The sequence below is a fragment of the Serratia marcescens genome (assembly GCF_001902635.1).
In the GTDB taxonomy this organism is placed as follows: domain Bacteria; phylum Pseudomonadota; class Gammaproteobacteria; order Enterobacterales; family Enterobacteriaceae; genus Serratia; species Serratia marcescens_F.
The window spans coordinates 25,893-42,646 of record NZ_MJAO01000031.1; the positions used below are offsets into that span (position 1 = coordinate 25,893).

At 57.2% G+C, this 16,754-nt stretch carries 14 protein-coding genes; 9 read left to right on the plus strand and 5 right to left on the minus strand.

All coding sequences use genetic code 11. The features are described 5' to 3' along the window. Positions 1 to 16: 16 nt before the first annotated feature. The 4 genes from BHU62_RS22075 to fecI form a co-directional block, all read right to left on the minus strand. Complete coding sequence (locus BHU62_RS22075) at positions 17 to 538, minus strand: GNAT family N-acetyltransferase (RefSeq protein WP_073534579.1); 522 nt, start codon at positions 536 to 538, stop codon at positions 17 to 19. Between the two features lie 201 nt (positions 539 to 739). Continuing rightward, positions 740 to 3,055, minus strand: a complete 2,316-nt coding sequence (fecA, locus tag BHU62_RS22080) for a TonB-dependent Fe(3+) dicitrate receptor FecA (protein WP_073534580.1) — start codon at positions 3,053 to 3,055, stop codon at positions 740 to 742. 114 nt (positions 3,056 to 3,169) lie between these two features. Beyond that, a complete protein-coding gene (gene fecR / locus BHU62_RS22085; RefSeq protein WP_073534581.1) occupies positions 3,170 to 4,126 on the minus strand; it encodes a ferric citrate uptake sigma factor regulator FecR in 957 nt (318 codons plus the stop codon). Further along, complete coding sequence (fecI, locus tag BHU62_RS22090; RefSeq protein WP_073534582.1) at positions 4,123 to 4,647, minus strand: ferric citrate uptake sigma factor FecI; 525 nt, start codon at positions 4,645 to 4,647, stop codon at positions 4,123 to 4,125. The genes fecR and fecI overlap by 4 nt, the downstream gene beginning before the upstream one ends. Positions 4,648 to 5,061: 414 nt before the next feature. Here fecI and guaD point away from each other — a divergent pair, with 414 nt between their 5' ends. Both guaD and dcp read left to right on the plus strand, forming a co-directional pair. Then, complete coding sequence (guaD, locus tag BHU62_RS22095) at positions 5,062 to 6,378, plus strand: guanine deaminase (protein WP_073534583.1); 1,317 nt, start codon at positions 5,062 to 5,064, stop codon at positions 6,376 to 6,378. 300 nt (positions 6,379 to 6,678) lie between these two features. Beyond that, positions 6,679 to 8,880: a peptidyl-dipeptidase Dcp gene (gene dcp, locus BHU62_RS22100; RefSeq protein WP_073534584.1), complete on the plus strand. Its 2,202-nt coding sequence runs from the start codon at positions 6,679 to 6,681 to the stop codon at positions 8,878 to 8,880. A 126-nt stretch (positions 8,881 to 9,006) separates the two neighbouring features. On the opposite strand, the gene BHU62_RS22105 is transcribed toward dcp, so the two are convergent. Further along, positions 9,007 to 9,894, minus strand: a complete 888-nt coding sequence (locus tag BHU62_RS22105; protein ID WP_073534585.1) for a LysR family transcriptional regulator — start codon at positions 9,892 to 9,894, stop codon at positions 9,007 to 9,009. A gap of 107 nt (positions 9,895 to 10,001) precedes the next feature. Here BHU62_RS22105 and BHU62_RS22110 point away from each other — a divergent pair, with 107 nt between their 5' ends. The 7 genes from BHU62_RS22110 (at position 10,002) to BHU62_RS22135 (ending at position 16,372) form a co-directional block, all read left to right on the plus strand. Next, the gene (locus BHU62_RS22110) at positions 10,002 to 10,748 is read left to right on the plus strand and encodes a sulfite exporter TauE/SafE family protein (RefSeq protein WP_073534586.1); all 747 of its coding nucleotides are present in this window, start codon (positions 10,002 to 10,004) and stop codon (positions 10,746 to 10,748) included. A 208-nt stretch (positions 10,749 to 10,956) separates the two neighbouring features. Further along, positions 10,957 to 11,241 (plus strand): hypothetical protein, encoded by a 285-nt coding sequence (locus BHU62_RS22115; RefSeq protein WP_171971345.1) that lies wholly within the window; start codon positions 10,957 to 10,959, stop codon positions 11,239 to 11,241. Between the two features lie 56 nt (positions 11,242 to 11,297). Continuing rightward, on the plus strand, positions 11,298 to 11,564 hold the full coding sequence (locus tag BHU62_RS22120) for a hypothetical protein (RefSeq protein WP_073534591.1): 267 nt from the start codon (positions 11,298 to 11,300) through the stop codon (positions 11,562 to 11,564). Between the two features lie 60 nt (positions 11,565 to 11,624). Next, positions 11,625 to 12,395, plus strand: a complete 771-nt coding sequence (locus tag BHU62_RS25465; protein ID WP_236720704.1) for a TcdA/TcdB catalytic glycosyltransferase domain-containing protein — start codon at positions 11,625 to 11,627, stop codon at positions 12,393 to 12,395. Positions 12,396 to 12,430: 35 nt separating this feature from the next. Next, entirely contained in the window at positions 12,431 to 12,901 is a 471-nt protein-coding gene (locus tag BHU62_RS25470; RefSeq protein WP_236720705.1) for a hypothetical protein, read from the plus strand. A gap of 104 nt (positions 12,902 to 13,005) precedes the next feature. After that, entirely contained in the window at positions 13,006 to 14,280 is a 1,275-nt protein-coding gene (locus tag BHU62_RS22130) for an HlyD family secretion protein (RefSeq protein WP_073534588.1), read from the plus strand. Continuing rightward, a complete protein-coding gene (locus BHU62_RS22135; RefSeq protein WP_073534589.1) occupies positions 14,273 to 16,372 on the plus strand; it encodes a peptidase domain-containing ABC transporter in 2,100 nt (699 codons plus the stop codon). The genes BHU62_RS22130 and BHU62_RS22135 overlap by 8 nt, the downstream gene beginning before the upstream one ends. Positions 16,373 to 16,754 lie beyond the last annotated feature (382 nt).

Sequence of the window (16,754 nt, forward strand, 5' to 3'; positions counted from 1 at the left end):
GTCAAATCGAGCCGGATCAGCGCTGGGGAGGCAAGTGGTACACCACGGCGTCATACTTGACGCGTTCGCAGCGCCCGGCCAGTACACCGCCCAGCGACTCGGCCAGGCGGCGGCTGGCGGTATTCTGTTCGGCCACCGGGTAGACGAGGTGCGGCGGCTGAAAGCGTTCGCTGGCCCAGCGTGCGATACTCTGCACGATTTCGCGGCCGTAGCCCTGGCCGTGCAGGCCCTCTTTCACCCAGATGCCCAGCTCCGGGGTGCGGCTGCGCAGGTTATGCGCGCCGCCGACGCCGACGAACTGCCGGTCTTCGCGCCGACGGGCGACGAAGATCACTTCTTCGCCTTCGCGCATCAGCGGCAGCCAGCCTTGCCAGACGTTGGCGAAATCTTCCGGCGACGCCTCCGGCTCAAAGGCCATAAAACGCGTCAGAGTGGGGGTGATCGCCTGGTAAACATCGTCGGCGTCTGCTGCGGTAAAGGGGGCAATCAACAAACGGTCGGTGTCCACGCGGCACTGAGAAAGGTCATTATGATTCATCTTATTTTCCCTCGCTTTTCAGGCCAGAACGGCAAAAAATCCGCGCCCATAAATTATGGGCGGATCGTCGATATTACGCGCATTGGCGGCAGAAGCGACTTATTTTTCGCCGCTTGGGCAAGATGGAAAGATCGGGGTTGGTGACAATGTCACGTTACAAATGAGGCGGCGGGCACGATTAGCCGCGCCCGCCGCCGAGGGTCAGAATTTCACCGAGCCTTGCAGATAAATCGTGCGCGGCTGGCCGATGTACAGACCTTTGTTGTTGTCGTCATAGGCACGAGTGAAATACTCATGGTTGAACAGGTTTTTCACGCCGACGCCCAGATTCAGGCCGGCCATTTCCGGGCCGAAATCATAGGCGGCGCGCACGCCCCACAGCATATAGCCGGGAATGCGGCCGGTGCTGCCGTCGGCGCTTTCCGCCACGGTGTTGGCGTTGTCGGCGAACTGGCTCGACTGGAACTCGCCGTTAAGGTTAAACGCCCAGTTGCCCGGCGTATAGTCCAGCCCCAGCGTGCCTTTGTGCTTCGGTGAGAACGGCACCTGGTTGCCCTTGTAGCCGCCGTCTTCGCGGATGGTGGCGTTGACGTAGGCGTAGCTGGCGTAGGCGGTCAGGTCGTCCAGTTTCGGCGTCAGCTGCGACAGATCGTAACGCAGGCTGCCTTCCAGCCCGGCATGGCGGGTTTTGCCGCGCGCGGTTACGCTGTCGGTCACCTGGTTAGAGTCGTACTGGTTGTTGAAGTTGATCAGGAACAGCCCGAACTCGCCGGTCAGCGCGTCACCGGCGTAGCGGGTGCCCAGCTCCCAGGTGCGTGCCTTCTCGGGTTCAATCTTGCCGCTGTCGACCGCTTTGCCCATCTGGCTGTACTGCACGGTGCCGAAGGAGCCTTCGGTGTTGGCGTACAGGTTCCAGTATTCGTTCAGGTGATACATCACGTTCAACGCCGGCAGCGGTGCGTTATAGCTGACGTCGAGGCGGTTGTTCTTGATGTAGTTGTTCTGATACGACTTGATGTACTCGTAGCGCATGCCTGGCGTGATGGTCCAGTCGCCGATGTCGATGCGATCGTCGATATAGAAGGCGTGTGCCTCGGTGCCGGACTGGGTATCGCGATCGTACGGACTGGCGGTGGACGGCAACCTGCCGGTGCTGGCCTTGCTGGTGTAGCGCAGCTCGTGGGTGGATTCGCTGACGTAGCGGTAGCCGACGCCGACCTCATGCGCCGAATCCCCCCAGCGGAAGCTCTGGCTGTAGCGCGGCTCCACGCCACGCACCCAGTATTCGCGCGGCGACAGCGTCAGGTTTTTGCCCTGATCCAGATAGCCGCTGCGCAGGGTGTAGGTGTAGAAGCTCTGCACGTCGAACTTGTGCTGTCGATCCGGCTGATACTGATAGCCGAAATTCGCCAACTGGCGGCGGCCCCAGAACTTGTCGTACGGGCGCGTCGACTGGAATGGGTTGGCGTTGTAGTCCGCGCGGCTCAGGCCGCCCGGCATGTCCGCTTCGCCTTCGTAGTATTGCAGCAGGCTGTTGAAGGTGTGCACCTCGTTGGGGGCGTAGCGGCTTTTCAACATCACGTCGTCGATCTTGGTCGAACTGTGCTCGCGCCAGTCGCTGCCGCGGGTGCCGGAGTAGAGCAGCGCCGCGCCGAGGCCGTTGTCGGCGGTACCGCCGATCATCAGGTTACCGGTGCCTTTCGGGTGATCCTGGCGCGAGGTCGGGCTGAGCTGCCCCTGCATGCCGGCCTCCATGCCGAAGGTTTTCGGGATGGCGCGGGTGACGAAGTTGACCACGCCGCCGACGCTCTGCGGCCCGTAGCGCACCGCGCCGCCGCCGCGCACCACGTCAATTGCATCCATATTGCCGAGCGAGACCGGCGCCAGCGACAGCTGCGGCTGGCCGTAAGGGGCGAAGGGCACCGGGATGCCGTCCATCAGCACGGTGGAGCGGCTGGCGAGGCGCGGGTTGAGGCCGCGAATGCCGAAGTTCAGCGCCATGTCGTGGCTGCCGGTGCCGTTGTTTTCCGGTGCCACCACGCCCGGCACGCGGTTCAACGCTTCGCGCACGGTGGTGGTGCCGGTTTTGGCGAACGCTTCGCGGCGCACCACGTCGCGCGCGCCGGGATGCTCGAACACGTCGATCTGACGGCCTTCCGCCAGCCAGTCGCCGACCACGGTGATGTCATCTTCCTTCTGCGGCTGCGGCAGCGTGGTCAGCGTGTAACCGTTGTTGCCGAGCGCTTTGGCCTGTAGGCCGCTGCCCGCCAGCAGGGCATTCAGGCCGTCGTCGACGCCGTAGCTGCCGTTCAGGCCCGGCGAGCGTTTGCCGGCGGTCAGCGCGCCGTCCACCGAGAGCGCGATGCCGGCGCGCGCGGCGAACGCGTTCAGCGCGGCGTCCAATTCACCGGCCGGAATGTGATAGGCTGCGGCGGCACTCGCCGTCAGCGGTGCGGCGAAGGCCAGGCCAATGGCCACGGCCAGCGGTGTAGCCCGTTTTCCCCAAACGTTGTTCATACCTTCTCCTGAATCATTTTTTATTTATTGCTGCAGTGTTTTTCAGGGAGTCGGATGAGCGAAGCGAAAGGGACAATCAATAATGCGATTTTTTATCATTTTCATTTAAAGCATTCAGGCGGGGACGATTTGCAACCAATAGCGGGTAAAGCTCTGCAGGCGCACCGGCAGCGTCTGGCTGAGCAGGGCGAGGGCGCGATCGGTATCGTTGAGCGGGAAACTGCCGCTGACGCGCAGACCGGCAACGGCCGGATCGCAGCTCAGGTGGCCGCGGCGGTAGCGCGCCAGTTCGGCGATCACCCGTTCCAGCCGCCACTGGCTGACGCTCAGCACGCCGCGTAGCCAGCCGTCTTCCGCTTCGGCCGGTCGCTTGTCGCCGAAGGCCGTGGCGCTGAAGCTTATCTGTTCACCGGCGTCCACCCGGCTTTTTTGGCGGTCATCCTGCGCCAACTGCGCTTCGACCGCATGCTCCAGCACCGTCAGGCGCGTCTCGCCGCCGCTCTCACGCACCAAAAAGCGGGTGCCGAGCGCGCGCATCGCCCCCTGCGGGCTTTGCACCCACAGCGGCCGGGCGTCGCGTCCGGTAACCAGGCTGATCTCCCCGGCGTGCAAGCGGATCAGCCGTTGGCGATCGTCGTAATGCACGTCCACCGCGCTGGCGGTGTTCAGCACCAGCTGGGTGCCGTCGCTTAACACAATGGGTTTGATTTCGCCGGTGGCGGTGCGGTAGTCGGCACGCAGTTCCCGGCCGAGCGGTGACTGGTAGAAGAAGCCGCCGCCACCCACGCCGAGCAACAGCAGCAGGCTTTTCAGCAGGGTGCGGCGCTCGATCGCCGACTGGCGGCCGGCGCGATCGAGCGCGCGGTAGCTGAACTTGCCCGGCACGCCCTGCAGCTGGCTCTGCAACGCTTCGACGCGCTGCCAGGCCCAGCGGTGGTCTTCGTGCTGCTGGTGCCAGGCTAGCCATTGTTGGCGCTGGCGGTCGGTGACGTGCTCATCGCACAGCAGGGCATACCACTGCGCGGCCATCTTAAGCGCCTGACGCTGCTCGGGGGTGATGGTGTTGCTCATGAGAAAACGTCGTTTTCCAGGTTGAACAGCAGGCAATGCTCGGTGGCCTTGGCCATGTATTTCTTAACCGAGCTGACCGAAACGCCGAGGCGCCCGGCGATCTCCGCATAGCCCAGGCCTTCGAGCTGCGACAACAGAAAGGCCTGCTTCACCTTCGGCCCCAGGCCGTCGAGCATGGCGTCGATCTGCTGCAGGCCTTCCAGCAGGCTCTGGCGCTGCTCCGGCGACGGGGCATAGCCTTCCGGGATCAGCGCCAGCATCTCCAGATAGGCGCGTTCCAGCGTTCTGCGGCGGAACAGGTCGACCATCACCCGCTTGGCAACGGTGACCAGAAAGTCTTTCGGCTCGCGCAGGGTCGCCGCGGCGTCGCTTTTCAGTAGGCGCATAAAGGTGTCCTGCGCTACATCGTCCGCGTCGAAAGCGCAGCCCAGCCGCCGACGCAACCATCCTTGCAACCAGGCGTGATGGGTGGTGTAGAGGCGCGACAAGGCGGCGTGCGGAGCGGAAGCGGTGGCGTACATGTTTTTCGCATTGCTGGTCAAAAAGATGCGCGGATGATAATTGAGAATGGTTATCGTTTCAAGTTTGCTGCATTGGAGCCAACGCGGGCATCCCCCTTTACAATGCGTTGAAGCAAGCGCAGTGGGGCATCTGCCCGTTATTGGTGCAGCGGCGGGATTATTTTGGCCGGGCAACCGGTTGCTATTTTCCTGCCGCCGAAGGTTGGCGCCGGTTTTATTCCTTTTACCGTTTAATCGTTATCAATAAATTAATATCACTCTGTTTTTAAAAGAAAAGGTATTTACATCTATTCACTGGCATGCGGCTTGCTATGCTTAAAACCGCTTTTTGCATTCGCGTAACAAACAGCATGACCTCACCGACGCAGGTTATTACGCGGGTGATAGGGTTGGTCGTCAACAAGGAAGAAAATAGTGACACTGCAATTCACCACGGCTATTCGTGGCAATTTTTTTGATATCGCCGCCTGTGTGGAAGAGCCGCAACAGCTCGACAAACACCTGCGGCATGTTCCCGACGGTTTACTGTTGCTGAATGACGGCGTCATCGTCTGGTTCGGCAGTTGGCTGCAGGGCGAGGCGCTGCTGCCGCCGGGTTTTGCGGTCACGGAGTATCGTGACAAACTGATCGTGCCGGGATTTATCGATACCCATATCCACTACCCGCAAACCGAAATGATTGGCGCCTATGGCGACCAGCTGCTGGGGTGGTTAAACAATTACACCTTCCCGACAGAAAGCCGTTATGACTGCGAACAATACGCCGATGAGATGTCGGCCTTTTTTCTGCAACAGTTGCTGAGTAACGGCACCACCACCGCGCTGGTGTTCGGCACCGTGCATCCGCAGTCGGTCGATGCGCTGTTCAGCCAGGCGCAAGCGCTGAACATGCGCCTGATCGCCGGTAAGGTGATGATGGATCGTCATGCGCCGGAAGCGCTGCTGGAAACGCCGGAACAGAGTTATCGCCAGACGCGTGAGCTGATCGAACGCTGGCACGGCAAAGGCCGCCTCGGTTACGCCATCACGCCGCGCTTTGCGCCCACCAGCACGCCGGCGCTGCTGGCGCAGGTGCAGCGGCTGCGCGAGGAGTACCCGGACGTTTGGCTGCAGACGCACCTGAGCGAAAACCCGCAGGAGGTGTCCTGGGTGAAAACGCTGTTCCCGCAAAGCCGCAGCTATCTGGACGTTTACCACCGTTACGGCATGACCGGCGGCAAAAGCGTGTTCGCCCACTGCCTGCACCTGGAGGAGCAAGAGTGGGACTGCCTGTGCGATACCCGCTCGGCGATCGCGTTTTGTCCCACTTCCAACCTGTTTCTCGGCAGCGGGTTGTTCAACCTGCAGCAGGCCTGGCACAAGCGGGTGAAGCTCGGCATCGGCACCGACGTGGGGGCCGGCACCACCTTCAATATGCTGCGCACGCTGGGCGAGGCGTATAAGGTCGGCCAGCTGCAGCATTACCGGCTCTCCGCTGCAGAAGCGTTTTATCACGCCACGTTGGGCGGCGCCCGCGCGCTGGCGCTGGACGACAAAATAGGCAACTTCAACGTCGGCAAAGAGGCGGATTTCGTGGTGCTCGATCCGGCGGTGACGCCGCTGCAGCAGCTACGTCACGCCAACAGCGCCACGCCGGCGGAGCAAGGGTTCGTGCTGATGACGCTGGGGGACGATCGCAATATTTATCGCACCTATGTGGATGGAAAAGTGGTTTATCCGGCGGCGCGCTGATGCAGCCGCATTCACTCCCAGTCTCGAGGCGTCTAACGCCGCTGTCTTTATCTGGTTATTGAGCGGGAAAGGGTGGGAGAGACGTGAAGTCATTGGCGCAGGGCTTAACATGCAAGGCTCACGGCCTGGAGAGAAGAATATCAACCAGGCTCAATACACCTCGGGGGCTAATCATCGTGGGATGAGTATTCTAATCACTTGTTTTTGCTCAAACTGCCAACTGCGCCTAAGCTAGGAGGTGACTCAGAGGGAGCCATTCCCCGAGACCTTATTCCGTGAACATGGAGGAGTTTCGATTTGATGCGTTTATCCACATTGGTGCTGGCGATCGGCATGGCGCTGGGCTCGCAGGCACAGGCAGCAGAAACCCAACCTCTCGCCGACCATAGCGCGCTGCCCAGCGGCCAGGCGAAGGAGGCAATCGTGACCGGTGAAGCCAATCAGCACGGCAAACAAAAGACCCAAAATCCCTTTTTCTATCAAAGCCGTTTGCCGTTCCAGGCACCGCCGTTCAACCTGATTAAGGAAGGCGACTACGCGCCGGCGATCGCAGCGGGCATCAAGCAAAAACGGGAAGAGGTGGAGAAGATCGCCAACAATCCTGCCAAACCTACTTTCAAGAATACCTTGGTGGCGCTGGAGCAGGCCGGTTCACTGCTGACGCGGGTGATGAACGTGTTTGGCGCCATGACCTCGGCCAATACCAGCGACGCGCTGCAAAAGCTGGATGAAGAGACCTCGCCGAAGCTGGCGGCGTTGAACGACGATATCATGCTCAACGGCAAGCTGTTCGCCCGCATCAAAGCCATTTATCAGGATCGCGATGCGCTGAAGCTGGATCCGGAGTCGCGGCGGCTGGTGGAAGTGACTTACAAGAACTTCGAGCTGGCGGGCGCCAACCTGTCGGACGCAGATAAGGCCCAGCTGAAGGCGCTGAACCAGGAAGCGGCGACGCTGAGCACCCAGTTCACCAACAAACTGCTGGCGGCGAGCAAAAACGGCGCGCTGGCGATTACCGACCAGGCGAAACTGGACGGCCTGTCGGAAGGCGAACTGGCCGCGGCGGCGCAGGCGGCCGGCGAACGCAAGCTGGAGAAACAGTGGCTGCTGGTGTTGCAGAACACCACGCAACAGCCGTTGCTGCAGAGCCTGAAAGATCGCGACACCCGCAAGACGTTGTTCGATGCCTCCTGGACGCGCGCCGAGGCCGGGGACGGCAACGATACCCGCCAGACCCTTTCCCGCCTGGCCAAGGTGCGCGCTGAGCAGGCCAAACTGCTGGGCTACCCGAACTACGCCGCCTGGAAACTGCAAAACCAGATGGCCAAGACGCCGGATGCGGCGTTGAGCTTCATGCGCAACATCGTGCCGGCGGCCACCGCGCGCGCCGAGCGTGAGGCCACGGATATCCAGGCGGTGATCGACCGGCAAAAAGGCGATTTCAAGGTGCAAACCTGGGACTGGCAGTTCTACGCCGAACAGGTGCGCAAAGCCAAGTACGATCTGGACGAGTCGCAGATCAAGCCTTACTTCGAGCTGAACAACGTGCTGAACAACGGCGTGTTCTACGCCGCCAACCTGCTGTACGGCATCAGCTTCAAAGAGCGTAAGGACATTCCGGTCTACCAAGCGGACGTTAAGGTGTACGAGGTGTTCGACAAGGACGGCAAGTCGCTGGCGCTGTTCTACACCGACTACTTCAAGCGCGACAACAAGGGCGGCGGCGCCTGGATGAGCAACTTCGTCGATCAGTCGAAGCTCAACGGCACCAAGCCGGTGATCTACAACGTCGCCAACTTCACCAAACCGGCACCGGGGCAGCCGGCGCTGCTGTCGTATGACGATGTGGTCACGATGTTCCACGAGTTCGGCCATGCGCTGCACGGCATGTTTGCCGATCAGGAATATCCGAGCCTGTCGGGCACCAACACCGCGCGCGATTTCGTCGAGTTCCCGTCGCAGTTCAACGAGCACTGGGTCAGCGATCCGAAAGTGTTCAGCCACTTCGCCAAGCACTACCAGACCGGCGAGGCGATGCCGCAGGAACTGGTCGACAAGCTCAAGAAGGCCGACAAGTTCAACAAGGGTTACAGCATGACCGAGCTGTTGTCCGCCGCGCTGCTGGACATGCACTGGCACATGCTGACTGCCGACCAGCCGCAGCAGGACGTGGACAAGTTCGAGGCCGAGTCGCTGCAAAAAGACAAGGTCGATCTCAGCTACGTGCCGCCGCGCTACCGTTCCAGCTACTTCCAGCACATCTGGGGTAACGGCTACGCTGCGGGCTACTATGCCTATCTGTGGACGGAAATGCTGGCGGACGACGCCTTCCAGTGGTTCACCGAACACGGTGGCCTGACCGCCGAGAACGGCCAGCGCTTCCGCGACATGATCCTGTCGCGCGGCAACAGCCAGGATCTGGAAAAGCTGTACATCGACTGGCGCGGCAAAGAGCCGAGCATCGAGCCGATGCTGATCAACCGCGGGCTGAAGGACGAATAAGTTCAGCCACTCCCGCTAATCAACTAAAAGGGCGCGTGATGCGCCCTTCGTCGTTGTTGGCATCGAAACGCCAAATGGCGCAGCAGAGGTGCCGATCGCGAGTCAGTTGTCAGATCGTCGGTAAGGTCATTCTCCCTCCTGGCACAGGAACGCCACCAGCCGCTGCGCAGGCAACGGCAGTTGCGCCAGTTCACGCACGACAAGCGACAGACGCCGGGTCGCCCAATCGTCCGTCAGCGCGAGTGCGTTGCGCTGGATCTCCGGCAGCCGCCGGGCGCTCTCTTCCGGTACCACCGCCAACCCGGCGCCGCGCAGCACCATACGGCAGATGGCGTCGAAATGACCGGCGCGCGCCCGCAGCCGCATCGGGCCGCCGCTGCGCATCGCCAGTTGCTCCAGATGCTGTTGCAGCGCGCTCTCTTCCGGCAGGCCGATAAAATCATAAGGCAGGGTATCCGCGAAACTGACCCGGTGGCGACCGCCGAGCGCATGCCCCGGCGGCAGCGCCAGCACCAGACGATCCTGACGAAAAGGGTAGCTCGTCAGCCCGCGCAGATCGGCGTGATCGGCCACGATGCCGATATCCGCCGCCTGTTCGGCGATCGCCTGCGCGATGGCCGGGCTGGGCAGCTCCTCCAGCGCGATGTCGGTGTACGGGTGCAGCACCAGAAAATCCGCCAGCAGCTCCGGTAAAAACGCGTCGGCGGCGACGGTATTGGCGACGATACGCAATTGGCTGCGCTGGCCCGGCGCGAACTCGGCCATGTCACCCCGCAGCCGGTCGCGCTGCTGCAACAGCAAACGCGCGTGTTGCAACAGGCGTTCACCGGCCGGCGTCGCCTGGACGCCGCGCGGATTTCGCGTCAGCAGCGCAACGCCGGCCTGTTGCTCCAACCCGCGCATGCGTGCGCTGGCGGCGGCCAGCGATAGCCCGATGCGCTCAGCGCCGGCGGTGATGCTGCCGGTTTCAAGCACCGCCACCAATAGCCGCAGATCGATAAAGTCAAAATGCATGCGTTCTTCCTCTGTCTTTGCCGCAGGCAGGCTCTGCCATTGCCGCATTGTGCCGCGATGCGGCACTGGCCACAATCGGGCCGTAGATTCGCCATAAGGATAGACGCATGTCGCTGACGTTACTCGAGATTATCGCCCTGACGGGCGTTTTTACGCTGGCTGGCACGGTCAAAGGGGCGATCGGCCTGGGGTTGCCGACGGTGTCGATGGGGCTGCTCAGCCTGATGATGCCGCCGGGGCAGGCCGCAGCACTGCTGCTGTTGCCTTCGCTGATCACCAACCTGTGGCAGTTGCTGTGCGGGCCGCGGTTGGGCGCGCTGTGGCGTCGGCTCTGGCCGATGATGCTGTGCGTCACGGCGGGCACCTTGCTGAGCGCGGGCGCGATCGCCGCCAACGACGGCCGCCTGGCGCCGCTGGCGCTGGGCGCTTGCCTGGTCGGCTACGCGCTGCTGGGCTTTACCCGTCTCGACTGGCGTATCTCCGCGGTGGCAGAACCTTGGTTGGGGCCGCCGTGCGGTCTGTTGACCGGCGCACTGACCGGCGCTACCGGGGTGTTCGTCATACCGGCGGTACCTTACCTGAACGCATTGGGCCTGGCGCGCGATGAGCTGGTGCAGGCGCTGGGGCTGTCGTTCACCGTGTCGACGCTGGCGCTGGCCGCCGGATTAGCCTGGCATCAGGCTCTGCCCGGCGCGCTGCTTGGCGGTTCGCTGCTGGCGCTGTTGCCGGCGATGGGCGGCATGTGGCTGGGCGGGATCGTGCGCCGTCACTGCAGCCCGCAGCGGTTTCGCCGCCTTTTCTTTATCGGGTTATTAATCTTGGGCGTTGAGATTGTTTGGCGTTCAATTAATTAAATCGATTATATCTGCGTGTAATTAGGTTAGGTATATTATTCTGGATTTTATTCTAATATGATTGGTTGCAATATTTAGAATGCACTTTGCTTATTGGTTTTTTTCATGAAATACAGGATGGTTATGGATTGTTATTAGTGTGTTTTACTTTTGCCACTACAGCTATTTTTAATGACTGTAAAACCAGTAAACCCATAGGAGAATATTTATGAAGGAAATTTTAAGCAGCCAATTCGATGCGGTGTCGGGTGGATGGCAGGATCGTGATGGGAGTGGAAAAAGATCGTCTGATAACGGAGGCTCTGGTTCTTCTGGTCGTGGTGGAAAGAACGGCGGTGACCGCGGGCTCCAGTCATTCTTGTCAAAAAACAGCCCTTATGGCAGCGGTTCCGGCGCCAGCGGTTTCTGGGGGAATGGCAGTTCTACAGGAAATGGTTATGGCGGCAATGGCACTGGCCCGAGTGAGGCCAGAGAATCCGGAACCAAACGCTAATTAACAGCTGCAATCCCAGCACAGAAGTAAAATTCTGTGCTTTTATGGGGTATATGATGAATAAATATGTTGTTTTTATAAAGAGCGATGAATCAAGGGTGCTGAGAAAGGAAGTGGTTACACGAGAAATAATTAAAGATATGAAGCAGAAGGGGTTCAGAAAGCATCATGTTGAAGTAGAAGCTGAGAACGAAAACGATGCCATTAACAAACTAAATAAGAACAGCAATGACTATTTGGACTCATTGAGAAATTTTTCCGGTGATTTACTGTTTTGCTCTATTTGTGTCATTGTTATGGTCATGGTTTATTTATTTAGCTGAGCCATAGTCCAGTATTGAATCATTCAATTCTTTTATACTATATTTTGCGTGGTGATTTAAATGGGCCATGGAATATTGGGTGTCGATTTGTCAAAGATAGAAAGGTTATCAGTTCCAAATATCCTGCATTTTGTATGGATCGGTGACTTAAATGAAGTGAATACTCATTATATCGATATATGGAAAAAGACAAATAAAGATAAGGAGATCTTCTTTTGGTATGAAAAAGGCTCTTCATTGTGCCATTTTCTGAGCAACGCCATACAAGACTTTGTCATCGCCAAAAAAATCAATAATAAAGTAAGTGCTGAGTTAAAAATAAAAAACTCAGCTTTTAATTATATATACCCAAAAATAAAGGAGGGCTTTTCTTTTGATGAGCTAGTTATTGATTTTTTGATAAAAAATGAGATCCCTTATCAGGGGCAGCCAATGGCTATAGAAGACTCATGGTTTGATTGTAGAGGTTTTATAAAAAAGAGTATAACGGAACTTTTCTGCAACGATTCTGACGATTTCATTAAGTATTACTATTATGAAATTATATTAAGATGTAATCTTGCCAGTGCAAGTGACATAATCAGGCTTTTAATTATCTACCAACATGGTGGAACTTATGTAGATGTTGATACACTCCCATACACTGACAACATATATCATGGATTAAACAAATATATAGAAGAAGAGGGTATTATCGAGAGTGACTCGTTTCTATTGTTTAAGACCATGTGTTTTTTAAAAAAGATAAATTCAGAAGAGCTTCCGTCTGAAGCAGTGATTAGCTGCGATGAAAATGAGTTAGGAGTAGATGCGGTTGGATTTGAAAAATAAAAAGGCTTATCGAACTGGATCTCTATGATTTTTCTATGGGTATGATATTGCCATTGGGTGAAATATACGTTCATAAAAATTTATTGGCGCTAGGATCACTCAGAAGATTTAAAGGTGTTTATTTTAATAATTTCATATCTTCTCATCAAAAATCAAAAGCGATAAGGATCATCCTTAGGACTATGAAGAAAAGGTATCGCTTTTTGGAAAAAAATAATTGCATATTTGAAAGTTATTTTGGTGGCAAGCCCAAGTGTTATCTAACCAGAATATTAACGTGGAGGACCGAGTTAATAACAAGGGACTATTGCGTAACTTCGGTCTTAACCGGTCCGGGATTAATTGTCGAGGTTTTATTGGGGTTGGCTTATAAAGTATTCAATATTGAATGTTCAGTTGAGCCATATGTTATAGCAGAATACATGCAAGATTCTGATTTTGGAATTGCACTATTCCAACACAACATAGACACACCTGATGGCGCCTATTCAACATGGCGAAAATAAATAAAAAATAGCTTTGGAAATAAGGAGGTTTAAGTTTCGATTGTTTATTGTCAATCTAATAGCGTGTGAATTTTTTCATTATACTTCACTAAGGGACGCTGAGCATGTTTCGCCAGGAAGCGATCGATAATCAGAAAATGAAATGGCGTGGGCGGGCATTGCTGTTGCCCGGTATTCCCTTTTGGTTCACTGCAGGGCTCTGCCTGTTTTTTTTCATTGCCTTTCTCACCTTCGCAATCGCCGGAACCTATACCCGACGGGTCAACGTGACCGGAGAGATCAGCACCTATCCGCGCGCTGCTAACGTCTATTCCGCCGTCCAGGGGGTGGTGGTCAAACAGTTTGTCACCGAAGGGCAGGTGATCACCACCGGCGCGCCCATTTACCAGATCGACGTCAGCAAGAGTACCCATAGCGGTGTGGTCAGCGACAACCAGCGTCGGGACATCAATAGCCAACAGGCGCGCATTGCACAAATTATCAGCCGACTGGAAAGCAGCAAGCAGGCCACGCTCACCATGCTGGAAAAACAAAAGGCGCAATATACCGCCGCGTTCTCCCGCTCCACCGTCATCCTCGAACGCGCCCAGGAAGGGATACGTATCGCAAAGGAAAACATGGAGAACTACCGGCACTATCAGACCAAGGGGCTGATCAACAAGGATCAGCTCACCAACCAGGTGGCACTGTATTACCAGCAGCACAATAATCTGCTGAGTCTGTCTGGCCAGAACGAACAGAATGCGCTGCAGATCACCGCGCTGGAAAGCCGGATTCAAACCCAGGCCGCCGAATTCGACAACCAGATTTACCAGATGGAGTTGCAGCGCTACGAGTTGCAAAAAGAGCTACTGAACATCGATGCCGGCGGGGCGATCGTCATCCGCGCACTGGCCGACGGTCGAGTCGACTCTCTGAGCGTCACTGTCGGTCAGATGGTCAACATAGGCGACAGCCTGCTGCAGCTACTTCCCCAAGATATTGAACACTATGCTCTGGTGCTTTGGGTGCCCAACGACGCCATCCCCTATATTACCACCGGAGATAAGGTCAATGTGCGCTATGACGCCTTTCCGGCGGAAAAATTTGGCCAGTTCGCCGGCACCGTGTCCGTTATCTCCAAAGTCCCGGCCTCGCCTCAGGAAATGCTGACCTACCAAGGGGCTCCCAAAGCGGCACTGACCGCCGCCGTGCCGTACTACAAGGTGATTGTCATGCCGGAGAAACAGGCCATTGCCTACGACGGTAAACGTCTGAGCCTGGAAAACGGCATGACAGCGCAAAGTACTTTGTTTCTGGAAAAAAGGACGATTTATCAGTGGATGCTGTCACCGTTTTACGACATGAAGCACAGCGCGACGGGGCCGGCCAATGAGTAAGCCCACGTTCAGACAGCGGGTTAGACAGCTGGATTTTCGGCTGCGCCACCGGGTCCCGATGGTGCACCAGACCGAGTCATCGGAGTGCGGGCTGGCCTGCCTGGCGATGATTTGTGGCCACTATGGCAAAAACATTGACCTTATCGCGTTGCGTCGGCAATTTAACCTGTCGACACGCGGTGCCACGCTGGTTGGACTGACCGGTATCGCCGAACAACTGGGGCTGGCCACTCGCGCTCTATCGCTGGATCTCAACGAACTCAGCGCCCTGAAAATGCCCTGTCTGCTGCACTGGGAATTCAACCACTTCGTGGTGCTGGTCAGTGTTAAACGCAACCACGTAGTGCTGCATGATCCGGCGCGCGGACGCCGGAGCGTCAGCCTGACAGAGTTGTCGAACAGTTTCACCGGGGTGGCGCTCGAGGCCTGGCCTGGCAGCGAATTCACTGCTGACAGCATCCGCAATCAAATTCGCTTTCGCACGCTGATCGGCAGCGTGCATGGTCTCAAGGGGGCGCTCGGCAAGATCTTTTGCCTGTCTCTGGTGTTCGAAACCATCAACCTGGTGATGCCGATCGGCACGCAATTGGTGATGGATCACGCTATTCCCGCCGGGGATCGCGGATTGCTGACGCTCATCTGTGCCGGACTGATGATGTTCATCCTATTGCGGGCCACCATTGGCATGGTGCGGGCATGGTCCGGGTTGGTCATGTCGACGCTTATCAACGTACAGTGGCAGTCCGGGTTGTTTACCCACTTGTTGCGCCTGCCGCTGGGCTACTTTGAACGGCGTAAGCTGGGTGACATTCAGTCGCGTTTCGGCTCACTGGATACGCTGCGCAGCACCTTCACTACCAGTATCGTTGGAGCCATCATGGACGGCATCATGGTGATTGGCGTACTGGTGATGATGATGCTTTATGGCGGCTGGCTGACTTGGGTGGTGCTCGTGTTCACCGCGCTCTACGTGCTGATGCGTCTGCTGACCTATAGGCATTACCGCCAGCTTTCCGAAGAAGCGCTGGTCAGGGAGGCCCGGGCCGACTCGTATTTTATGGAAACGCTGTACGGTATTGCCACCGTCAAGATGCAGGGTATGGCGGAACGTCGCATAGCCCACTGGCTCAACCTTGAAATTGACACCATCAATACGGGTCTCCGGGTCACCAGAATGGACATGCTATTTGGCGGGATCAATAGCTTCATAGCCGCCTGTGACCAGGTGGCTATTCTATGGCTGGGAGCCAGCCTGGTGATCGATAATCAGATGACCATCGGCATGTTCGTCGCGTTCGGTGCCTTTCGCGGGCAGTTCTCCGACCGCATCGGGTCGCTGACAGAGTTTTTGCTACAGCTGCGCATGATGAGCCTGCATAACGAGCGCATTGCCGATATCGCCCTGCATCCGCGGGAGGAGCGTAAACCCGACCATCCTTACACGGCGGGCCTGCAACCTGTTGGATTGACGACCCATGCCCTGAGTTATCGTTACGACAGCCAGTCACCTGCCATCTTTGATGGCCTGGACATCACTGTGGCGCCGGGCGAGAGCGTGGCCATTGTAGGCCCGTCCGGCGCCGGCAAAACCACGTTGATGAAAGTGTTGTGCGGGTTGTTTCCCCCCGATGCGGGTCGGGTTGAGGTGAACGGCGTCGATATCCGGCAGCTTGGCATCAACAACTACCACAAGATGATCGCCTGCGTGATGCAGGACGACAAGCTGTTTTCCGGCTCGATCCGGGAAAATATCTGCGGTTTTTCGCACGAAGTGGACGAGGCATGGATGGAGGCGTGCGCCCGGGCCAGCTATCTGCATGACGTGCTCATACGTATGCCGATGGGGTACGAAACCTTGATCGGCGAACTGGGGGAAGGATTGTCCGGGGGGCAAAAGCAACGCCTGTTCATCGCCCGGGCAATCTACAAAAAACCGGCTATTTTGTTCCTGGATGAGGCCACCAGCGCGCTAGATAAGGAGAGCGAAGCGGTCGTGAATCAGGCAATCAAGAGGCTCAATATCACGAAGGTGATCATTGCCCACCGTGAAACGACCATTGCGTCGGCAGATCGGGTAATCTATTTTGGTTAACAATAAGGCACATGCTGAGTGGCGATTTAAAACAGCGTTCGATATGGGCGTTAGCCTGTTTCTCCATATTTCTACTGTCGATGGGATCCGATTATCCTTCCCAAAAGGAAATGCGAACTCAATTTCATAATAAACCTCAATAATCACCTACCTCACCAGGTTATTAATATGATAACCCAATGAGGGAACGTGATATCACCAGCGGCACTGGCCGCTTACACCGTTTCGGTTACGATTACCCGCTAGAACCCCAATAAGGCTCAGGCCTGCGGTCCACCCCAAATGGTCTCCTGCATGCCGGATTTGCCATGCGTGAGGCTGCAGCGCTTGCACGCTTTCAACACCCGTTGTTTTACCCGATAGCGGCGTCGCCCTGCCCGTA